Below are 21289 nucleotides of genomic sequence, written 5' to 3' on the forward strand. Positions count from 1 at the left end.
ATGGGACCCGTTGTCTCACAAGGCGGCAACCTTGACGAATCGGCACCGATCGGAACTGCGGTCGATCGGAAGATGGGTTGGTCCCGGATTTGCCGCCCGTGTCAGGCGCGCGAGCCCCCTCGCTGCTTCCCCCTTCTACTGTATACACGATTCCGGGCCCTCATGAGGCGCTGATTCCTGGTCCATAATCGCTCGCGAAAGACCGAAACCACCAGGTGAGGAGTAGCGGGGATGGCCTTTGTGCTCGGGTTCAGCGAGATCGATCGGACGCAGGTCGCGATCGTCGGCGGTAAGGGTGCGAACCTCGGTGAATTGTCGCGAATCGACGGTGTCGAGGTACCGGACGGCTTCTGCGTCACGACCGATGCCTTCGCACGGACGGTGGCGGGGGCGATGTCGCTCGACGATCGGCTCGACGAGTTGTCGCGCGTCGAGCCGGGGGATCGGGCGGCGATTTCCGCGCTGAGCGCCCAGCTCCGGCGCTCGGTCGAGGAACTGGTCGTGCCCGCCGAGGTAGCGGAGGCGATCCTCGCCGCGCATGCTCGGCTCGGAATCGACGGCGCCTACGCCGTGCGATCCAGTGCCACGGCCGAGGACCTGCCCACCGCGTCGTTCGCCGGTCAGCAGGACACCTTTCTGAATGTGATGGGATCGGCGGCGATCCTCGAGCATGTGCGCCGGTGCTGGGGTTCGCTGTTCACCGAGCGGGCCGTCACCTATCGACTGCGAAATGGCTTCGACCAGAAGAAGAGTCAGATGGGCGTCGTTGTGCAGCGGATGGTATTCGCGCGCGCCGCGGGCATCCTGATGACGGCCGACCCTGTCACCTCCGACCGGACCGTCGTGTCCATCGACGCCGGTTTCGGTCTCGGTGAGGCGCTCGTATCAGGGCTCGTGAACGCCGACGTCTATCAGGTTCGCGACGACCACATCATCGGCAAGGCGATCGCGACCGAGAAGGTCGCCGTGGAGCCGGTGCCGACGGGCGGAACGCAGGTGAGCGAGATCGCGCGGGAGCGCCGAAACGAGCCGGTGCTCTCCGATGTCGAGGTGCTGCGACTCGCACAGCTCGGCCGCCGTGTCGAAGCGCATTTCGGGAGTCCCCAGGACATCGAATGGTGTTCGGACGGTGATGATTTCCGCATCGTGCAGAGCAGGCCGATCACGACGCTGTTCCCGATCCCTGCCGCCGCCGACGGGGAGAACCACGTCTACGTGTCGGTCGGCCATCAGCAGATGATGACCGACGCGATGAAGCCGCTGGGGATCTCGGTGTGGCAGCTGACGAGCAATGCGCCGATGCGCGACGCGGGCGGCCGGTTGTTCGTCGACGTCACCGCGATGGTGTCGTCACCCGCGAAAGGCGCCGCCTTGGCAGCGCGCCTCGGCAAATCCGACCCGTTGATGGGGGACGCGCTACGGGCGGTGCTCGAACGCGGCGATTTCGTTCGTCAAGTCCCAGAAGAGGATTCCGGCACACCAGCCGCGCCGTTCGGTATTGCCCCCGCACCGATCGAGACCGATCCCGATATCGTCACCGGACTGATCGCCGAGAGTGAGGCGTCTCTCGCGGCCATGAAGCGCGACATCGGGGACCTGTCCGGACCCGCGCTGCTCGACTTCATCCGGTCCGATATCCAGGAGGAACTGCGCCGGGTCCTGTTCGCGCCGAGGGGTTTACAGGTGATCATGGCCGCGATGGATGCCACGGAGTGGCTCAACGATCGGTTGCGAGAATGGCTGGGTGAGAAGAGCGCCGCCGACGCCCTCACCCAGTCGGTTCCCGGGAACGTGACATCGGAAATGGGTCTGGCACTGCTGGAGGTCGCCGACGTGATCCGACCGCACCCGGAAGTGGTGGCGTATCTGGAGCAGATCGGGGGCGACGATTTCCTGATCGGTCTGGCCGACTATCCGGGCGGCGACGAGGCGCGGGCCTCGATCGAGGACTTCCTCGACACGTATGGCATGCGCTGCACCGGCGAAATCGACATCACCAGGCCGCGATGGAGCGAGAGCCCCGCCACGTTGGTGCCGACAATCCTCGGCAATATCAAGAACTTCGGACCGGGCGCGGGTAGACAGCGTTTCGAGGACGGCTTGCGCGACGCCGAGCAGAAGGGACAACAGATCCTGCGACGCCTGCGCGCCCTACCCGACGGGGAGCAGAAATCCGTCGAGACCGAGCAGATGATCGAGCGTGTCCGCATCTTCGCCGGATATCGGGAGTACCCGAAGTACGGCATGGTCAGCCGCTACTTCGTCTACAAGCAGACGCTGTTGCGCGAGGCCGAACGACTCGTGGAGTCCGGGGTACTACGCGAGTCCGACGACATCTTCTACCTCGGATTCGATGAGCTGCACGAGGTAGTTCGCACGCAGCGAGCCGACCTCGAACTCATCGACGCACGAAAAGACGCGTTCCGTTCGTATGAGTCCCTCACCGCGCCAAGAGTGCTCACCTCCGACGGCGAAGCGCTCACCGGGGCGTATCGGCGTGAAGACCTACCCGTCGGCGCACTGGCCGGCTTGGCCGTGTCGGCCGGGACGATCGAGGGCCGCGCCCGCGTCATCTCCGATATCGCACAGGCCGACCTCGAATCGGGTGACATCCTGGTCACCGCCTACACCGATCCGAGCTGGACCCCGCTGTTCGTCGCGATCGCGGGACTGGTCACCGAAGTGGGCGGCCTGATGACCCACGGTGCGGTGATCGCCCGCGAATACGGCCTGCCCGCTGTTGTCGGCGTGGAACACGCCACCGAGCGGATCCGCGACGGGCAGCGGATCCGGGTGAACGGCACCGACGGCTACGTCGAGATCCTCTCGCAGCCGTAGTTATGGGAGCTTTGAACGATGGCGGACATGCGCGTAGGTGTGGCTGATCAGTTTCTCGGCGGTCGTCGCGCCGCCGGACGGGCTTGTTCGATGCGGGCGGCCAGGTCGACGAGGTCGGCCGCGGGGCCCGATGGTGGCGTGCGGCGGTGCCAGATGGCGCGGAATTTTCGGGTCAGAACTATCGAGTCGGCCAGGTCCACCTCGTGCAGGGTGCCCGCGCGTAGCTCGTGGGCGACGATCAGACGGCTGACCACCGCGGGGGCGAGGCCGCTGCGGGTGGTCGCGAGAATTGCTGCGGCGGAACCGAGTTCGGCCGCAGGTCGCGCGGGGGTACCGTGAATTTCGAGCGCCGCCCAGACCGTGTCCCTGGTTCCGGAGCCCTTCTCGCGCCACACCAGGGGCGTGTCGGCGAGTTCGCGCGGACTCACCGGGCGAGCGCGGGTCGCCCACGGATGGGTCGGTGCGACAACGACGACGAGCTCGTCGGCCACAAGTACCCGGCTACCCAATCCCGAGGGCGCCTGCGGTCCCTCGACGAACCCGAGCACGACCTCGCGATCGCGGACCGCCGTGGTCACCTGGAGAGAATTCGCCACATCCAGTTCGACGGCAAGCTCGGGTCGAAGCTTCCGCAATGCCGCGAGCCACTGCGGAATCCGGTGGTCGGCAATGGTTTTCGAGGCGATCACATGCAGTTGTGGTGCCAGCTCACGGTGCAGGTTCGCGACGCCGTCCATCAAGGCAAGGCTCGCGGCCAGCACCGGGCGACCCAATTCGACCACCGCTGAACCGGCATCGGTCAATGCCGAACCGGTGGGTCCGCGATCGAGCAGCCGCAGACGCAGTCGCCGTTCCAACGCGCTGATCCGCATGCCGACCGCGGGTTGGCTGATGCCGTGTCTGCGCGCGGCGGCACCGAGGCTGCCCAGCTCCGCCACCGACACCAGGAGCTCGAGCACCTCCAGATCAGGTGTTCCCGGCGGCAAGCTCATAAGGAAACCTTACGAGGTGGTGGGGATCGGGGTCTACCGGGCGGTGCGCACTCGCACCAGGATCAGCATTACCGCAAGTCGCGGGTCACTACAGCTGAGGAGAACACCGTGACGTTCGTGATCGGCGCCGCCTGCGTGGACATCCTGGATCGGGCCTGCATCGAGGAGTGCCCGATCGACTGCATCTTCATCGGCAATCGGATGGCCTACATCCAGCCCGACGAGTGCATCGACTGCGGGGCGTGCGAACCGGCTTGCCCGGTCGAAGCGATCTATTACGAAGACGATCTGCCGCCGGGCCAAGAACAGTTCATCACTGAGAACGCCCGCTTCTTCCACGAACCACTGCCCGGCCGAGCCGAGCCACTCGGTCAGCCGGGTGGCGCGACATCGGTCGGGGTACTCGGCGTCGATACGGCCTTTGTGCGGGAGTTCGAGGTGTAGTTCTGCGAATCGAGGCGGTAAATCCCGCAGGTCGGTCTAGTTGTGCGCCAGAATGTCGCCATGCGGACATTCGCCAAGGTGTTGCACGCCGTCACTGTCGGAGTTCTGATCGTCGCCGCTGGTCACGGCGTTGCGGCCGCTGCACCCTCCGGGAGTGCCGACGGTCTGCTGCCGTGGCCGGCGGCCGGGCCGGACGGTGTGCAGGCGTCAGGTGCGGCGCTGGCGGACGGGCTCACCGGGACGGTCGTGTGGTCGCGCGAGGCGAACACCCCGGTTCCGATCGCCAGTATCGCGAAGGTGATGACGGCGGTGGTCGTGATCCTCAGCGGGGACCTCGAACGGCCGGTGACGGTGCCGCAGGAAGCGGGTGCCTACTGTGCCAGGGAAAACGGAAGCACCGCGGGGTTGGTGCCCGGCGAGGTGCTCACCGCGCGCCAGCTCTTGTACGCGCTGCTGCTGCCGTCCGGCTGCGACGCCGCCTACACCGTCGCCGAGTCGTTCGGTCCCGGCCAGGGCGGTTTCCTGGCCAGGATGAACGACACCGCGCGGGTGATGGGTTTGGCGGGAACATTTTTCAGCGACCCGGCCGGCATGCCGTACCCCACCGACCACTCCACCTATTCCACACCGGCGGATCTCGTGGCGCTGGGTGTCCGTGCGATGAACCTGCCGCTGTTCCGCGAGATCGTCGGTTCGCGGCACTTCCATGTTCCCGCCGGACCCGCCAACCGCGAGCACCACTGGGAAACGACGAACCGCATGCTCGATGAATATCCCGGCACCATCGGCCTCAAGACCGGCAACACCAACGCTGCGGGACACTGCCTGTTGTTCGAGACGGTCCGGGCGGGAATACCGCTGATCGGTGTGGTTCTCCACAGCTCGGACCACAGCAGCGCCGCGGCGAGACAGGACGCCGAGCGCATGCTGAACTGGGCCTACGACCCGATCCTGCGCGTTCTGCAGCCAGTCGGCGGCTGACGACCGGCGAGATCCGCGTCGCTGAGCTCATCGCCCTCCAGGTCGACCTGCAAATCCACCGAGAAGTTGTCGATCGGTAGCGGATTCCCCGACTCGGTCATCGTCAGTTTCTCGGAGCCGAGCCCGACCCGGTGCAGGAACACCGTGGTGACGGTGGCGGCTGCCCGTGCCTGATCGCGCTCGGTCGGCCACATCCGCGTGGAGCTGCCGTCACCGCAGTCCACGAAGCCGAGCTGGTCGAGGTGTGGGCGGGTGGACTCGGTGGTGAACGCGCGCAGGCGGATCTCGGTGGGGGACAACTCGAGTTGGGCGTAGCGATCCGGCGTCTTGTCGCGGTCGAAGAAGTGCAGGACGAGGGGCTCGGGGCCGGGACCGAGCGCGCGCATGGCCAAGTGCACGCTGTGCAGCAGGTCGGTCAGTAGGCCTCGCAGGTGGCCGAGGGTGTAGACGCTCCAGATCTCGGCGCCGCGGCCACCCGAACCGGCGGACCAGGTGAAGCTGACCTCGTAATCGTCGGCGCTGTTGTGCTCGATGTCGTGTTCATCGGCCGGAATGCGGTCGTCCGCGTCGACGAAATCGGGGTAGCGGTACTGGGTTTTCCAGTTCCACCACCGGCTGTTGGCATCGGAATCGGTGGACTCGACCCGCACGAACAGGCCTCCCCAGTCGGAAAGCCCGAGTGTGCGCAGTGTTTTGCCGTCGACCCAGCCGACACCGAGATCCGACAGACCGCAATACCAGGTGGGCGAACCCCACGTCGCCACCGCGACGTTCAGGTAGCGGCGGAACTGTTCGGGCTCGATCGTGGCGACGGCGATGGTCAGCTGCGTCCGTTGCTCGCCGTCGGGATACGGATCGCGGTCGTCGCGGATGCGGCCACCGGTGGGTGTGTGCGGGATGTCGACCGCACCGTCGTATGTCAGCGTCCAGCCCGCGGTGCGGCATACCTGTTCGATGTCGGCTCGGACGAACGTGCGGAAGTCGCTCGCACGCAACTGCGTCAGCAAGTCGGCGAAACGTCCATCGGGCATCGAGTCCATACCCGAGCACGCTAGCGATGACCACTGACACCAATCCGTACCGGTTTTGGTGGACCGGTCAACGGAAGCTGCTGTCGCGCTTGACTATCCGGTACACATTCGGTGAGCGCCTCAGCTGATCGCGGGTACCTGCTCAGCGGGCACCGGTGGCGCCGGCGGGGTGCCGTCGCCGAAGGGGCGTCCACCCAGTTCCTCGCGGTGGTGCGGGGTCAGCCAATTCGACAGATCCGGCCCCGCGGGGACGATTCCGGTGGGGTTGATGTCGCGGTGCACGACGTAGTAGTGCTCCTTGATCTGCCCGAAGTCGATGGTGTCGCCGAAACCGGGGGTCTGGAACAGGTCACGGGCATAGGCCCACAGCACCGGCATCTCAGTGAGTTTGGTGCGGTTGCACTTGAAATGGCCGTGATAGACGGGGTCGAAACGGGCCAGCGTGGTGAACAGCCGCACGTCGGCCTCGGTGATCGTGTCGCCGACCAGGTAGCGCTGGGTGCTCAGCCGCTCCGTGAGCCGGTCGAGCGCGACGAAGAGCCGGTCATAGGCAGCGTCGTAGGCCTCCTGATCACCGGCGAAACCGCAGCGGTAGACACCATTGTTGATGTCGCGGAACACTTCTCGGTTGATCTCGTCGATCTGCGCGCGTAGCGGTTCGGGATAGAGCTGCGGTGCGCCCGGCCGGTGGTAGGCGATCCATTCGGTCGAGAAATCGAGGGTCATCTGTGCGTAGTCGTTGGTGACGACCTGCCCGGTCGCGATGTCGACCACGGCGGGCACGGTGATCCCACGGGGATAGTCCGGGAACCGGGCCAGATAGGCGTCGCGCAGGCGGTGGATGCCGAGGACCGGATCGACCTCGCCCGGATCCAGGTCGAAGGTCCAGCTGAGCTTGTCGTGCGTGGGTCCGCACAGGCCGAGCGACAGCACCGGCTCGAGCCCGAGCAGCCTGCGCACGATCAGCGTGCGATTGGCCCACGGACAGGCCCTGGCCGCGACGAGCCGGTACCGACCCGGTTCGACGCGGTAACCATCACCTCCGTCGGCGGTGATCCGCGTGGTGATGTAGTTGGTGTCGCGACGGAACTCGCCCGCCTCGACGTAGGTGCCCGCACCGGCATCGCTCACCGCCCCAGTCTCGCACACCTACACGGGTGGGTGAGGCGGCCGATTACGCAACGCTGGTCGCCGATGTGAGGGCCGGTGGTAGCTCACGCTCGACGGATAAGGAAGCGACGTGTGCGGTGCGCGAATCTTCGATGAAATCGCGGGGCGTACCTCGTCGAACTGTTCCCGGCATGCTCGCCGAACGTGCGCGGAGCAGAGCCGAAGAATCAGCAGGTGGCATCGGGAATTCCGCTGGCTTCCCGGCACACTCGGTCCGTCACCGCGACGGGGCCTACCGGCGACGTGGCCGACCGTCGGCTCGCACACGGACGAACCCGCCAGTAACCTGTGGCCCGTGATACAGATGGGCAAAGCGCCGGGCGGGGCGGCGCGACCGCGCATCGCGCTGACAGCAGTCGCTGTAGTGGTGTTCGTGACGTTCCTCGACACCACGGTCGTGAGTGTCGCGCTGGGGGACATCCGGCGCGATCTGAGTGCCGACGTGACGATGTTGCAATGGGTGGTCAACTCCTACACCGTGGTGTTCGCCGGGTTGATGTTGGCGGGTGGGTCGCTCGGGGACCGGTGGGGGCGCAAGCGGGTGATGATCGTCGGTTTGGTCATCTTCTGCGCCGGGTCGGTGGTCTCCGCACTCGCCAGCAGTGTCGCGGTGCTCATCGCAGGCCGCGCGATCATGGGCCTGGGTGCTGCGGCGTCGGAGCCGGGGACGCTGTCGGTACTGCGCCACGTCTTTCCGGACGATCGGACTCGCGCCAAGGCGATCGGTGTGTGGGCGGCGGTGTCGGGGCTGGCGTTGGCGGCGGGACCGGTGCTGGGCGGCGTGCTGGTCCACGCGTACGGGTGGCGCTCGATCTTCTGGTTCAACCTGGTGATCGCGGCGGTGGCGCTCGTCGTCGCGCTGTGGTCGGTTCCGGAAAGCGCTGACCCGAGCCCCGAGCCCATCGACTGGGCCGGCGCTCTGCTCGGCGCGACAGCGTTCGGGTCGGTGATCTATGCCGCGATCTCCGGTCAGGACCGGGGCTACACCGCGCCGTCGGTGCTCGCGTTCTTCGCGATAGGTGGGCTCGCGTTCCTCGGGTTCATCGCCGTCGAAACACGAGCGCGCGCACCCATGCTCAACCTGCACTACCTGCGCTTCCCGGCCGTGCGCAGCGCGCTGTTGGTCGCCTTCGCCGTCTACTTCGGTATCTTCTCGATCTTCTTCTTCACCGCGCTGTATCTGCAAGTGATGCAGTCGTATTCGGGAGCGCGCACGGCCACGGTCTTCGCGCCGATGGCCGCCGCGATCGTGGTCGGGTCGCTGGTCGCGGGATTCTGGGTGGCGAGGCGGGGTGCGCGCACCCCGATGATTCTCGGCTGTGTCATCGGCGCAGGCGGGATTCTGTTGACCCGGCACATGCTGTCGGGGGAAATCCATGATCCTTCGCTGTCGGCAGCGATGGCGGTGGCGGGCTTCGGATTCGGGATCGCGGTCGTGCCGTTGACGTCGGCGGTGATGTCGGGCGTCCCGCCGGAACACTCGGGAATGGCCGCCGCGGTGACCAATACGATGCGCCAGGTCGGCTCAGCGTTCGGTGTCGCGGTCCTCGGAGCGCTGGTGAGCGGATTCCTGTCTTCGGACCTGAAGGCGCGCATGAACGAACTGGGTTTGCCGACGTCGCTACAGCCCGACGCCATTCAAGCCGTGGAACTCGGGAAAATCCCCGAGGGCGTCGATATCGGACCGTATCTGAAGTATCTGTCGAAGGTTTCCGAAGTGCTCAACGCAGGCAAGGCGGCCTTCCATCACGGACTCGACGTGGCTTTGCTGGTTTCGGCGCTGATGATCCTCGCTGCGGCGGCATTCACCGCGCTCGATGCGGCACGCCACCGCGAGAACATCACCTAGATAGTCGGTCCCGAATTCCGTACCGCGATTCTGATCGACGGATTCCGGCCGACGCGCGCTGCGTCGGCCGGAACCGGTGTCAGGCGCTGACCGAGGCTGTCACTTCACGGGTCAGTCGCGACGACCACGGGCACCAGAAACAGCCGGGCAGGAATGCGCCACACGCTTCGTCGAGGTGGTCCTCGGTGTACACGATGCTCGAGTCGCAGACCTCGATAGCCATGGTGAAGAAGGTGATGGTGTCGGGATCCAGGTGAAAACTCCACCCGGGGTTGTAGCTCTGCGCGGTCTTACGGATCCTGCCCATGACGTGGATGGACATCGTCTCGTCGCCGGACAGGATCCGTCGCGCCTCCGCGATCGACAGTCCGAAGGCCCCGGCCAGTACCAATCGCGAACCCCACACTCCGTATTCGATCAGCATTCCCGCACCATCCCACACGCAGCGGGTCTGAAAGACGATTTGCTGGAACAGCTTTCGCCACGCGATCCCGCGATGCGATGGGTGCGTGCCGGCGGGGATCGACAGGACGTGCTCGGGATGCGCGAGGGCGAGCGGTACTGCTGCCGCGCTCTTCGTCCGCGAATCGTGGGGCAGCCGGGTGGCGGGATTCGAGCCCGACAGTAACCGTGTTACTCTCTGTCGGCGCTGGTGTGACAGGCATCATGATCTGGCTCCACCGGCGACCTGAGTCACTGGGGCGACGATGCCGGTCAGTGGTGTTCGACTGAAAGGTTCTCGATGAAGCGACAGGATCTGCGACGGGTGTGGCCGCGGGCCGGGCGCATCGCCGCGGTGTTGGTCTTGGCTGGTGCGACGGCGGTGGCCGGTGTGGTGACCCAGACGCGGGAGGTCTCGGCCGAGCCGATCAGCTCGTTCTACACCCCGCTGGACCGGATTCCGCAGGAGCCGGGCGCGATCATCAAGACTGCGCCCATGACCTTGTTCGTGACGCCGCCCACCGAGCAGGGGTGGCCGGGCCGTGCGCAGCACGTGATGTATACGTCTCGGCAGCAGGACGGGTCCGCGGTCGCGGTGAGCGGGACGTTCATCGAGCCGACCGGTCCGTGGCGGGGAGCGGGACCGCGTCCGACGGTGGTCATCGGCCCCGGTACGTCGGGTCAGGCCGACCGTTGCGCGATGTCGATGGCGTTCTCGACGGGGGTCGCGGTGTCCACGGCGCCGCTCGGGTTGTCGGCGAACCAGGAGCTGCCGTCGTCGACGGTGTGGAGCGGTCTGGGTGCGCGAGTGCTGGTGACTGATTACATCGGTCTCGGCACACCCGGCATCCACACTTACGCCAACCGGTTCGACAGCGGGCACGCGATTCTCGATGGTGTGCGCGCGGCCAACAATCTGGGCGGTGTCGGCCCGGAGACGCCGGTGGTGCTCTGGGGTTACTCCCAGGGAGGTGGCGCCACCGCGGCCGCCGCGGAGATGGCGCCGACCTACGCGCCGGAGCTGAATCTCAAAGGCACCTGGGCCGGGGGGCCGGTCGCTGACCTGAGCGCGATCCTGGAAAAGATCGATGGTGCGCTGATCGGGGGTGCGATCGGGTTCGCCGTCAACGGCATGCTCGCGCGCTACCCCGAACTGCAGCGTGCGGTCGACCAGGTCACCAGCCCGTCCGGGCGCGCCATGCTCGAGACATTGAGCGACTCCTGCATCGCGGACGTGATCACCCACCACCCCTTCCTGAAAACCGAGACGCTGACCAAAGACGGCAGGCCGCTGTCGGCCCATCTCGCCGAATTGCCCGAAGCCGCACCGGTGCTGGCGGAACTGCGCATCGGCAACTCCACTCCGGCCGCGCCGGTCCTGATCACCAGCGGCCTCAACGACGACACCGTCCCGTACGGGCAGGCCCGTCGACTCGCCGAAGACTGGTGCGGCAAGGGAGCGACGGTCACCTTCCGCACGAATGACCTTCCGCCGATCCTGCCCGGAACCACCATTCCGAATCATTTCGGTCCGGAGATCATCGACGGTTTCGGTCCCGACAACGCGTTCACCTATCTTCTCGATCGTCTCGCGGACAAGCCGGTCGCCGGCTGCAGCATCGACTGAACAAGGATCTGCGTGTGAAGAACATTTCACGCCGCTCCATGCTGGTTGCCGCGGCAACAGCGGGCGGCATGCTTCTCGGTGCCCGTTCGACGGGCACGCCGACTCCGATCGCGCTGCGGGCCAACGCTGTTCCGCTGACCTTTGAAGACCATCGTGTGGTGGTGATCGGGTCGGGTTTCGGCGGCGGCGTCAGCGCGCTGCGCCTTGCGCAGGCCGGTGTCACGGTGACGGTTCTGGAACGAGGTCTGCGCTGGCCCAGTGGGCCGAACGCCGAGACCTTCCCGCGTGCGTCCGCCCCCGACAAGCGATTGCTGTGGTATCGGTCGAGTCCGAACCTCTTCGGGAAACCGCTCGTGTTCGACCCGTACGCCGGGTTGATCGAGGCCATCCCCGGCGTGAATATGACCGCGCTGTGCGCGGCCGGTGTCGGTGGCGGTTCGCTGGTCTACCAGGGCATGACGCTGCAGCCCGCCGAATCGGTGTTCAACGCGCACTTTCCGCAGGAGCTGGACTGGGCGACGATGGACCGGGTGCACTATCCGCGAGTGGCGCGCATGCTGGGCCTGGCCGAAGCGCCGGACGAACTGATCGCCAGCGAAAACTACCGGGCCGCACGGATTTTCGCGGAACGCGTGCGCGGGGCCGGGATGCCGCTGTCGAAGATCCCGATGCCCATCGACTGGAATTTCGCGATGGCCGAGCTACGCGGGGAGATGAAGGCCTCCTACACCAACGGTGACGGTGCGATGGGTGTCAACAACGGCGGCAAACACTCCGTCGATGTCACCTATATCGCCGCCGCCGAGGCGACCGGCCGGTGTCAGGTGCACACGCTGCACGAGGTGACCGATCTCGAACGCGCCCGCGATGGCCGCTGGACCGTGCACGTGCAGCGCCTCGACAGCTCGGGCGTCGTGGTCGAGAACAAGGTGCTCACCGCGGGAGCCGTGATCATGGCGGCGGGCAGCATGAACACCACCCGACTGCTCATGCGCGCCGGTGCCAAGGGCATGATTCCCGACCTGCCCGATGGCCTCGGTCAGGAGTGGGGCACGAACGCCGACCGCATCTACGTCTGGAGCGATCCGACCGCGGAATTCGGTGCGCCGCAAGGTGGTCCGGTGATCTACGGCAGCAAGAACTGGGACGATCCACGGGCGGCGCACACCGTGATCCAGGCATCCATCCCGCCGATGGCGGTGGATCCGGCCAGCACGATGCTCGTCGGCTACGGCGTCAGCGACAGTCGCGGTGCGTTCGCCTACGACGCTGCTCGCGACGACGCGATCCTGCACTGGCCCCACGACGGCGACCGGGTCATCCAGGACAACCACATCGGCCCCGCGGTCCATCGCATCGCGGGCCCCACCGGCATGCTGCTCGACACCAACGCGCTGTTTCCCTCGACCTGGCATCCGCTCGGTGGGGCGAGCATGGGCTCGGTGTGCGACCTGGACGGCCGCGTCCACGACCAGCCGGGGCTCTACGTTCTCGACGGTGCGCTGTTGCCGGGCAACGCCGCTGCGTGCAATCCGTCGATGACCATCGCGGCGGTCGCGGAGCGGGCCATGGACAATCTCGTCGCCGTGGACGTGGGAACCCGGATCTGAGTCGAATCGCTTCGGTGACAGGCCGAGCCGATGGACTACTGTGGCGTGGTGGCTAGAAAGGGCGAAGGTGATCCCGCGCGCAAGATCACCGAGACCACCTTGTCGCTGCTCGAATCGGAAGGTTACGACGCGGTGCAGTTGCGCCGGGTGGCGCGCGTCGCCCAGGTGTCGCTGACCACGGTCTACAAGCTGTACCCCACCCGGGACGAACTCGTCCTCGCCGCGGTGGCCCAGTGGATGGCCACCAACACCTATACCGAACTCGACCCGCCGCGCGTCGGCGAATCACTCGCCGACCTGCTGAATCGGGTGACCCGCTACGTGTTCGAACCGTGGGAGCGTCACCCCCGGATGCTGGCCGCCTACTCGCATGCTCGTTCCGGTCCCGGCGGGCAGCGACTCGACGCCCAAGGCTTCGCCGCGGTGTTGCCCGCCGTCGGCACGATGTTCGCCAGTCTCGACGAGGACTACGCCGCCGATCTCGCACTCGTCCTGACCAACATGGTCTATGCCCTGCTGGGACGTTTCGCGCACGGCGATCTCGCGATCACCGAGATCCTGCCCGCACTCGAACGCGCCATCCTCCGATTGACCCAGAACAACGCTCCATTCGCCGCGGCCGCCGAGCAGACCGCCGATTCGGGTGTCACGCCATTCGAATGGGTCGCCGGCTTCAGCTCGCCGTACTCCCCGGGAACCGAGGCCGACGAATCGTAGCCCGGGTACCGCCCGGTGGGTGATAGCCCAGGTGGGTTCCGCCGGCGGTTGCGCAAACGTTTCCGCGGCTCACCGGAGCAGTTCAAGCTCTGGCAATCCCGACACGGAATCCTGGAGATTCGGCGCCGACGCCGATGTCGAAGAGGAGGAGCCCGAGCGGATGAATCGCCGCAACCACGAGTTCACTCGGCGCAGGGTGCTGTATGCGGCGGGGGCGGCGATCGTGCTGGCGACTGTGGCGCCGCCGACACCGGCGGGGACGATCACCCGGGGCTGCTCGCGCGACCCCGATGCGGGGGAGCGGGCCGAGCTGGCGGAACAGGCGATCGTGGAGCGACATGTGCGCTCGCTCTGGGGGCTGCCACAGCGTCGGTTGGGCGTGCTCGTGTGGCCCGCGGATCTGGCGGAGCGGGCATTCGGACGATGGTGCTATTGGTGGCAAGCGCACTTGCTCGACTGTGCCGTGGATGCCGCGCACCGCGCACGCACCCCCGAACGCATCGATCGGGTCGTCGCACTCGCGCAGGGTATCCGAACCCGCAATGTCACCGGTTGGACCAATCGGTATTACGACGATATGGCGTGGCTGGTGCTGGCGCTCGAACGTGCCGACCGGCTGCTCGATATCCGGTTCGCCGACGCGATAGGGGGTTTGCGGACCGCTTTGATCGATGGCTGGAACCCGGATGTGGGCGCGGTGCCATGGCGGTCCGGCGACGATTTCTACAACACCGCGGCGATCGGTCCGACCGGAATCGCGATGGCTCGACTCGGCGAACTTTCCCGCGCCGGTGAACTCGCCGATTTCCTCAACACTCGATTGCGTGACACCGACAGCGGCCTGATCCACGATGGTGTCCACGAGCCCGGCGGCCGGGTGGATCGCACCGTCCACACCTACTGCCAAGGCGTGGCCGTCGGGCTGGAAACCGAACTGGCGCTGCGCACAGGCGAATCGGGTCATCGCCACCGTGCGGCAGCACTCGTGACCGCAGTCGAGCACCGGCTCACCGACACCGGGGTGATCGCCGGGGCAGCCGGAAACGACTCCGGGCTCTTCATGGGAATCCTCGCGCGATATCTCGCCGAAACCGCACTGTCGCTGGGTAATGCGGCCGCCGCGAATATCGTGCACGCCTCCGCCGAGGCGGCCTGGGCACACCGCGCCGAGGTCGACGGCCTGCCACTGTTCGGTGCGGACTGGAACCGTCCGGTCGAGGTCCCGGAACATCCGGGAATCTTCCTCCAGCTCGCGGACGCGTCCGCTGCTTCGGCGGCGAACCTGAGCCGCGATCTGTCGGTGCAGCTGAGCGCATGGATGCTGCTCGAAGCCGACTACCGGCTCACCGCCGCAGGCCGCTGAGCCCAGTCAGCAGTTCATCAGTCGCGCAAGACATCTCGACGGTGGGACGCCTCGTTCGAACCGCGCGCTACGGGGAAGCGGCACCGCGCAGAGCGCGTCAGGGCATTTCGATCGTTTCAGCCCGGGCGATCTCGTTGATGGCGCGTCGAATGGATTCGTGCGGCGGGGTCCGGGCCGGCTCGGCGAGGTACTCGACCAGCAGTACCGCCGCGGGTTGGGGGTTCGTCCATGTGCGGTCCGGTGCTGCCGACTCGTCGACCCCGAGCGCCCCGGTGAGCGCGCTGACGACCGCGGCGGCATCGAGTCGAGGCAGCCACGCCGCTGATCGCCGCACCACTGATTCCAGCACGGCACGGACATCGTCACCGGTGAGACCGTCCGGATGCGCGGTCTCGAGCAGCTCTCGAACGATGGCCGCCAGCACCGAGGTGACCTGATCGGCGGGCAGTTCGGACAGGTCGGCGGTGGTCGCGCTGAACCCGGATTCGTCGGCCGCCTTCGCCGCGGTGACGGCGGCCTCGATGGCGGTCGCGATCGCGCGGGCGGACGAGGGCCAATCGGCAGGCCACATGGGTAGGTCTCCTCGCGGGTCGGCGCACGTGCCGCGCATACCTCGTATGCGGGCTGCTGTCAGCGTAGTCAGTGGCGACGCGTGTGCTGCGCAGGTGTCATAAGTTACTGGCAATTTCTGTACGAACTTTGTTGTAAACGGCAGTTGATCGATTGTTCGAAGCGAATACAGCGCGCTCTCAAGGCTGTTAAGTTACTGCTCATTCCGGTCCTGATGCTGCTAGATGCGCCACCTGCGTTCCGAGCGGTCGGGGTCAGCTAGCGCTCGACGAGGAGTGAGGTCATGGATGGATTCGACAGACGTAGTGTGCTGAAAGCCGGTGGGATCGTGGGGGCGCTCGGTGCGTTGTCGATGGTGACGCCCGCTCGGGCGCAGCCGTGGACCTGGTCGCCGCAGGGGTCGGTGGCCGGAACCGGGTCCGGCGTCGACCCGATGACGGTGTGGGACGCCGAAGCCGATGAGCTCGTCGCCGGACTGATCGATCGCGGGGAAGTGCCCAGGGTCAACGAGTTGTTGCGTACCTGGACCAGAAATGGTCAACCGTTGCCGGACGGCCTGCCCGTGCAGCTACGGGATTTCATGGAATACGCCCGTCAGCTGCCGCCATGGGCCGATCGGGGCGCGCTGGGCACCGCGATCGAGTTCAACAAGAAGCGCGGGCTATATCTGGGCGTGCTCTACGGATTCGCCAGCGGCATGATGAGCACCGTCATTCCCAAGGAAGCGCGGGCGGTCTACTACTCCAAGGGTGGTCACGACCTCAAGGACCGCATCTCCAAGACCGCCAAGCTCGGCTACGACATCGGCAGCGCGAATGCCTATGCCACCGACGGGGAAATGATCGTCACCTGCGTCAAGACCCGCCTCGTTCATGCCGCGGTGCGGCACTTGCTGCCGCAGTCGCCGCACTGGGTGCACTCGGCCACCGAAGACATCCCGATCAGCCAGAACGACATCATGGTCACCTGGCACAGCCTGCCCACGACCGTCATGAAGCACTTGACCGCCTGGAATGTGCCGATCCCAGCGCACGAATCGACAGCATTCCTGCACTCCTGGCAGGTGGCCGCGCACCTGCTCGGCGTTCGCGACGAATACATCCCCACAACGTGGCCCGACGCGAATTCCCAAGCGGCACAGGTCCTCGACCCCATCATCGAGGCAACCCCCGAAGGCGCCGCGCTCGCCGATCGGCTCCTCGGATTGGGCGCCAACATCGACTTCGCACTGCTCAGCAAGCCGATCCTCGGCGCGTTCACCCGCTTCTTGCTCGGTGACACCATCGCCGACGGCCTGGCGATCCCGAGGGAACCGGTCTGGGACCCGCTGCTGCGAATCAGCTGGGGCCCTTTCATCGCTGTGCGCGAAGGCCTGCTCACGGCCGCGCCTCCGCTGGCGGATCCCTACTGGCTGCTCGACGAATTCCTGCGCAAGGCCGCCCTGGTCTACCTGGCCGAACTACGGATGCCGATCAGCATCGAACTTCCGACGACGAACCGCGACATGAACCAGCCACCACGCTGAATCAGCTGACATCACCTGAGAAATGGAGCGCGCAATGCGTACCACCCTTCGCCTCGCCGCGGGCTCGGTCCTGGCGGCAAGCCTTGTCGCCACCGCCGCGACGGTAACCGCCGAACCCGTGCCGGTCGCCGCAACCGGCTCGTCGGCGCTGGACTACGGATCGGCGGCCGCGGACTCGGCCGCGGGATTCCTCCAACGCGGCGACATCATCGGCTTCATCGTGCTGATGGGCGTCGCCCCCATTCAGATGCTGACCAGCGGCATCTGCGACCTCGCCACGATGTCGGCATTGGCGAATCCGTGCACCTCGCAGTCTCGATATCGGTAGGAGAGACCCTCGGCTACCCGGTCGCGCCGGCGCGTGACCGGGTAGCGCGGTGAAAGTCGAGTGGTCCACTACTCGTGATCGGCACCGCACCCGCGCCCACGCTGAATACCCCAGTACAAATTCTCCGGGCGAGGTGACCCATGGGTACCGAAAGTGAAGCACGCACCGCCGCATGGCACGAGCAGATGGACGCCGCATCGCGGCGATTCGACGACACCGAGGCGCAACGCGACGAGGTGGCCCGCCGCCGTGAGGTGAGCGATTCCGATGTCGTCGACACCGAGGAACAGATCCTCGCCCGGGCCGACCGCCTGCTCGTCACCGGCGAAGTTCCCGCGCAGGCGGTGATCGAACTGGGCAGGCAGGACCCGGTCGACAGCATCCGTTCGCTCGAGCGGGTGATCGGCTTCGCCAACGAGTTGCAGGCCGCCAACTTCCTGACCCGCGGTGCCAGGGCCGCCGCCGCGGTAGCCCGAATCTCGTTGGCCGACAACGGACGTGAAGTGCCGATGGGTACCGGTTCGTTGGTGTCACCGCAACTGCTGCTCACCAACAATCATGTGCTGCCGACGCCAGGGGCGGCCGAATCGGTCGTGATCGAGTTCCGCGCGGAGGTCGGCATCGACAATGACCCGAGTCCAACGGCGCGCTTCCGGCTCGCACCGGCCGACTTCTTCGTCACCGATAAGCACCTCGACTACACCGTGGTCCGCGTGGCGCCGGGACCCGACGGCGTGGCGCCCGGTACTACGTTCGGCTGGAATCCGTTGATCGCCAAGCCGGGCAAGATCGTGATCGGCGAGGCGATGAACGTCGTCGGGCACCCCTCGGGACGGCTCAAGGAGATCTCGATCCGGCACAACCGCCTGGACCTGCAACTCGACGATTTCCTGCACTACGCCTCCGACACCGAGCCGGGTAATTCGGGCTCGCCGGTCTTCAACGACCAGTGGGAGATCGTCGCGCTGCACCACGCCGGAGTCCCGAAGAAGGATGACAAAGGCCGGGTGCTGCGCAAGGACGGCAAATTGTGGCAGTCCGGGGACGGCGACGACGCGATCGACTGGATCGCCAACGAGGGCGCGCGGGTGAGCGTGCTGCTGCACGATCTGGGAGCGCGACAGTTCGATCCGGCTCAGCGCGCCCTGCTCGACGAACTCGGGTTCGCGGCGATCTCGCCACAGGAAGCAGCGGCGACAATGCCGGTGCCGCATCGGGTCTCGGCCGCCGAAAGTCTGGTGCGCGGCTTGCGCGGCAGGACGACCGCGTTCGGTGGTCGTCGCAGCGCGCTGTTCCTGCACGGGCGCGGACAACAGGGTCGCGACCCGGTCGAGCTGCGCCGTAACTGGACAGCCGGCTTGAACAAGGGACTCACCCTCGCCGGTCTGAGCCCCATCGACCCAGCCGATGTGTATTTCCCCTTCTATGGTGACCGCCTCGTCGAGAGTATGGACACCCGCGAGGCCGTCGACACCGGTCCGGCACTGTACGAAGACCTGATCGCCGAGGCGGCACGCCGGGCGGGGATGCCGACTGCCGACGAACTGCCGGTCGATCCGCAAGCGCGCGAGCTCTTCGGCGGAATCGGCGCGGTGGTGCTGGGGCGACTGCACGATCAGCTCAGCTGGATCGCCGCTCGCAGCGGCCTCGACTCCGCGCTCATCGGCGCCATCTTCAAAGATGTCGCCTCCTATCTCGACGACGAGCGAGTCCGCAAAGGTGTGCTGGACACGGTGCTCACCGATGCGCCCGCCGCCGGCGAACTGATCCTGGTCAGCCACAGCCTCGGCACGGTGGTGGCGATGGATCTGCTCACCCAGCTGCCCCGCGAAGTGAACGTGAGCCTGCTGGTGACGGCGGGTAGCCCGCTCGGAATGGACGGGGTATATCGCAAGCTGCAAAGCGGCGGCGCGAATCGGCCGGAGCGGGTCGGCGAATGGCTCAACACCTGGTACGCCGGTGACCCGATCGCTATCGGCTGCCCGCTGCGTCAGGCCTGGGGGCCCCAGCTGCGCGAGCTTCCGGTCGAGAACCCCAAGGAACGGGCGCACGACATCGCCGAATACCTCGCCCATGCCGCAGTGGCCGCCATCATCGGGCACACACTGTCCGCCTGAACGACAACAATTCACGCCGTCGTCGCGATCGTCCACCCGCGACGACGGCCGGTTCGTCGTCTGCCTGTTCGGCCTTGTCGAGGATCGCTGCCCGTGCGGAGATGATCGGCACCGCACCCGCGTAGTGGGGTAGTCGATTACGCATTCGGGCCGGCCTATCCGCGCGCGACGATAGCTCCACACATTGTTTCGCCGAGAAAGGGCAGCGAAATGTTGGCGACGGATACGGAGGACGCGGTCGTGGCAGCGAGCGCGGATACCGAAGAAGAAGACGCGTTCGAGTCGGCGAAAATCGGCAATGGTGCCGAAGAGGCAGGAGTGCGGGCGATCGGCCGGACGAATATCACGTCGATCTTCTGGGCACGCAAGATTCTGCGCACACACGGAACGGGTGCCTGGGTATTCGGCTTCCCGAGTGTCGACGTGCGGGCCGACAGTCAGGTCTCGGTGAGCATGACCGAGATCGACACCGACAACACCCCGTTCCTCGGGCCGGCCACCACTCAGGTCCTGAACGTGGTTCCGCACGCCGACGGGACCATGACGGTGCGGTATCACGTCGGCTGGAGCAGCAATATCAGGGTGCTGTTCAACTTCATCATCGCCAATTGAGCCGCCGCGGTGGCAGTGCCACGGGTGTACTCGGTTGGCGAGCTCGGGTCGACAGCGTGGTCGATTCGGGATCCAAGGCCCGTGACAGTCGCAGGGCAGGTCCGCGTCGCCGACGAAGTCGATCAGGACCGGCCATCGACCCTCTGCCGAGAGTTACCCGGGCCTGCGGGCTGCCGTCAGGGCGGTGAGCACCTGCTCGGTCTTGGTATCGCCCGTCGCGATCATCAGGCCGAGCCTGCGCAAGGCGGCTTCGAGCGCACGCTGGGCTTCGAGCGCGCGCAGATGCACATCGACGGGCGAATCACCTTGTCGGGGTGCGACTTTGAGCGACAGCTCGACCAGATCGAGACCGGCGGCGGTCCATCGTTCGATGTCGGCGCGCAGATTCCCCACCGCGACCCCCGACCACCGCGCCGAAGTGACCGGGCCCATCGCGCACAAGTGGTCGACCGCGACGCCGGGGGGTGTGCAGCTCACCAAGAACTGCCGCTGGGCCGAGTTCAATGTGTCGGTGACATCGACGCCCCGGGCCACGGCAGCGCGCAGGGAACCGGGGGACCGCAGGCTGATCGCCGATGCCGACAGCATTCGCCGTTCGCCCGACCAATCGCTTTCGATGCGGTACCCGATCCCGGGCTCGGTGAAGGGCGCCGCCCAGCGGCCCGTCAGCTGGGAGCTCAGGCACGGTCGCAGTTTGACGGTGAGGTCGTCTTCGTCACCGCTGCGCAACCGGATGACGATGCGGCTCGACAGCAGAGTGGGCGCGCCCGTGGGACCGGGGTGCACAGGCTCGGCGAACCAGATGTCGCGGTAGGCCGCGGCGGTATCGGTACATCGGAGCCGGTGCAGTGCGCCCGCGACATCTCCGTCGAGGTTCACTTTGATCTCGATCGGCGTGATCACCCGGGCCCCCTTTCTGTCGCTGTTACGGGTACTGCCCGCGGTGCGCGGGCGCCCTGGATGTCAGATTCGCCCATCGGCGGGCCGCAGCGCGCGCGTAGTGCGCTACCCGATCAGGTCGGGTGTCCGGTTCGCGGGAGGACCATCGCCGACGGCAGCCCCGGTTCGGCGATG

The 21289-nt window shown here is 66.6% G+C and carries 18 protein-coding genes; 12 read left to right on the top strand and 6 right to left on the bottom strand.

Going from position 1 to position 21289, the window contains the following annotated elements; all coding sequences use genetic code 11:
- Positions 1 to 231: 231 nt before the first annotated feature.
- Positions 232 to 2838, top strand: coding sequence for a rifamycin-inactivating phosphotransferase (gene rph, locus ACFXKN_RS00405; RefSeq protein ID WP_379432076.1), 2607 nt, complete (start codon positions 232 to 234; stop codon positions 2836 to 2838).
- Positions 2839 to 2885: 47 nt separating this feature from the next.
- Here the strand turns inward: rph and ACFXKN_RS00410 are convergent, their stop codons facing one another.
- Entirely contained in the window at positions 2886 to 3830 is a 945-nt protein-coding gene (locus ACFXKN_RS00410; RefSeq protein WP_378948424.1) for a LysR family transcriptional regulator, read from the bottom strand.
- A gap of 108 nt (positions 3831 to 3938) precedes the next feature.
- Here ACFXKN_RS00410 and fdxA point away from each other — a divergent pair, with 108 nt between their 5' ends.
- Entirely contained in the window at positions 3939 to 4274 is a 336-nt protein-coding gene (gene fdxA, locus ACFXKN_RS00415; RefSeq protein ID WP_378948427.1) for a ferredoxin, read from the top strand.
- Positions 4275 to 4334: 60 nt separating this feature from the next.
- On the top strand, positions 4335 to 5255 hold the full coding sequence (locus tag ACFXKN_RS00420) for a D-alanyl-D-alanine carboxypeptidase family protein (protein ID WP_379432077.1): 921 nt from the start codon (positions 4335 to 4337) through the stop codon (positions 5253 to 5255).
- On the opposite strand, the gene ACFXKN_RS00425 is transcribed toward ACFXKN_RS00420, so the two are convergent.
- On the bottom strand, positions 5213 to 6295 hold the full coding sequence (locus ACFXKN_RS00425; protein ID WP_379432078.1) for a hypothetical protein: 1083 nt from the start codon (positions 6293 to 6295) through the stop codon (positions 5213 to 5215). The two genes, ACFXKN_RS00420 and ACFXKN_RS00425, sit on opposite strands and share 43 nt — an antisense overlap.
- 111 nt (positions 6296 to 6406) lie before the next feature.
- Positions 6407 to 7417 (bottom strand): glutathione S-transferase family protein, encoded by a 1011-nt coding sequence (locus ACFXKN_RS00430; protein ID WP_379432079.1) that lies wholly within the window; start codon positions 7415 to 7417, stop codon positions 6407 to 6409.
- Between the two features lie 343 nt (positions 7418 to 7760).
- Here ACFXKN_RS00430 and ACFXKN_RS00435 point away from each other — a divergent pair, with 343 nt between their 5' ends.
- Positions 7761 to 9305, top strand: a complete 1545-nt coding sequence (locus ACFXKN_RS00435; protein WP_379432250.1) for an MFS transporter — start codon at positions 7761 to 7763, stop codon at positions 9303 to 9305.
- Positions 9306 to 9384: 79 nt separating this feature from the next.
- On the opposite strand, the gene ACFXKN_RS00440 is transcribed toward ACFXKN_RS00435, so the two are convergent.
- Positions 9385 to 9729: a calmodulin gene (locus ACFXKN_RS00440; protein ID WP_379432080.1), complete on the bottom strand. Its 345-nt coding sequence runs from the start codon at positions 9727 to 9729 to the stop codon at positions 9385 to 9387.
- Positions 9730 to 10047: 318 nt separating this feature from the next.
- Here ACFXKN_RS00440 and ACFXKN_RS00445 point away from each other — a divergent pair, with 318 nt between their 5' ends.
- From ACFXKN_RS00445 to ACFXKN_RS00460, 4 genes are all read left to right on the top strand, one after another.
- Positions 10048 to 11373 (top strand): lipase family protein, encoded by a 1326-nt coding sequence (locus ACFXKN_RS00445; protein ID WP_379432081.1) that lies wholly within the window; start codon positions 10048 to 10050, stop codon positions 11371 to 11373.
- A 68-nt stretch (positions 11374 to 11441) separates the two neighbouring features.
- The gene (locus ACFXKN_RS00450; RefSeq protein ID WP_379432251.1) at positions 11442 to 12983 is read left to right on the top strand and encodes a GMC oxidoreductase; all 1542 of its coding nucleotides are present in this window, start codon (positions 11442 to 11444) and stop codon (positions 12981 to 12983) included.
- 48 nt (positions 12984 to 13031) lie between these two features.
- A complete protein-coding gene (locus tag ACFXKN_RS00455; RefSeq protein ID WP_378948445.1) occupies positions 13032 to 13700 on the top strand; it encodes a TetR family transcriptional regulator in 669 nt (222 codons plus the stop codon).
- A gap of 160 nt (positions 13701 to 13860) precedes the next feature.
- Positions 13861 to 15063: a glycoside hydrolase family 76 protein gene (locus ACFXKN_RS00460; RefSeq protein WP_379432082.1), complete on the top strand. Its 1203-nt coding sequence runs from the start codon at positions 13861 to 13863 to the stop codon at positions 15061 to 15063.
- A 97-nt stretch (positions 15064 to 15160) separates the two neighbouring features.
- Here ACFXKN_RS00460 and ACFXKN_RS00465 read toward each other — a convergent pair whose 3' ends face one another.
- Positions 15161 to 15634, bottom strand: coding sequence for a hypothetical protein (locus ACFXKN_RS00465; protein ID WP_379432083.1), 474 nt, complete (start codon positions 15632 to 15634; stop codon positions 15161 to 15163).
- Between the two features lie 282 nt (positions 15635 to 15916).
- Here ACFXKN_RS00465 and ACFXKN_RS00470 point away from each other — a divergent pair, with 282 nt between their 5' ends.
- The 4 genes from ACFXKN_RS00470 (at position 15917) to ACFXKN_RS00485 (ending at position 20215) form a co-directional block, all read left to right on the top strand.
- The gene (locus tag ACFXKN_RS00470; protein WP_379432084.1) at positions 15917 to 17158 is read left to right on the top strand and encodes an oxygenase MpaB family protein; all 1242 of its coding nucleotides are present in this window, start codon (positions 15917 to 15919) and stop codon (positions 17156 to 17158) included.
- A gap of 34 nt (positions 17159 to 17192) precedes the next feature.
- On the top strand, positions 17193 to 17486 hold the full coding sequence (locus tag ACFXKN_RS00475) for a hypothetical protein (RefSeq protein WP_378948457.1): 294 nt from the start codon (positions 17193 to 17195) through the stop codon (positions 17484 to 17486).
- A gap of 140 nt (positions 17487 to 17626) precedes the next feature.
- The gene (locus ACFXKN_RS00480) at positions 17627 to 19603 is read left to right on the top strand and encodes a trypsin-like serine peptidase (protein ID WP_379432085.1); all 1977 of its coding nucleotides are present in this window, start codon (positions 17627 to 17629) and stop codon (positions 19601 to 19603) included.
- Positions 19604 to 19843: 240 nt separating this feature from the next.
- The gene (locus ACFXKN_RS00485; protein WP_378948463.1) at positions 19844 to 20215 is read left to right on the top strand and encodes a hypothetical protein; all 372 of its coding nucleotides are present in this window, start codon (positions 19844 to 19846) and stop codon (positions 20213 to 20215) included.
- 153 nt (positions 20216 to 20368) lie between these two features.
- Here ACFXKN_RS00485 and ACFXKN_RS00490 read toward each other — a convergent pair whose 3' ends face one another.
- On the bottom strand, positions 20369 to 21118 hold the full coding sequence (locus tag ACFXKN_RS00490) for a hypothetical protein (RefSeq protein WP_379432086.1): 750 nt from the start codon (positions 21116 to 21118) through the stop codon (positions 20369 to 20371).
- Positions 21119 to 21289: the final 171 nt, after the last annotated feature.

The sequence above is a fragment of the Nocardia sp. NPDC059195 genome, assembly GCF_042754695.1.
Taxonomy (GTDB): Bacteria; Actinomycetota; Actinomycetes; order Mycobacteriales; family Mycobacteriaceae; genus Nocardia.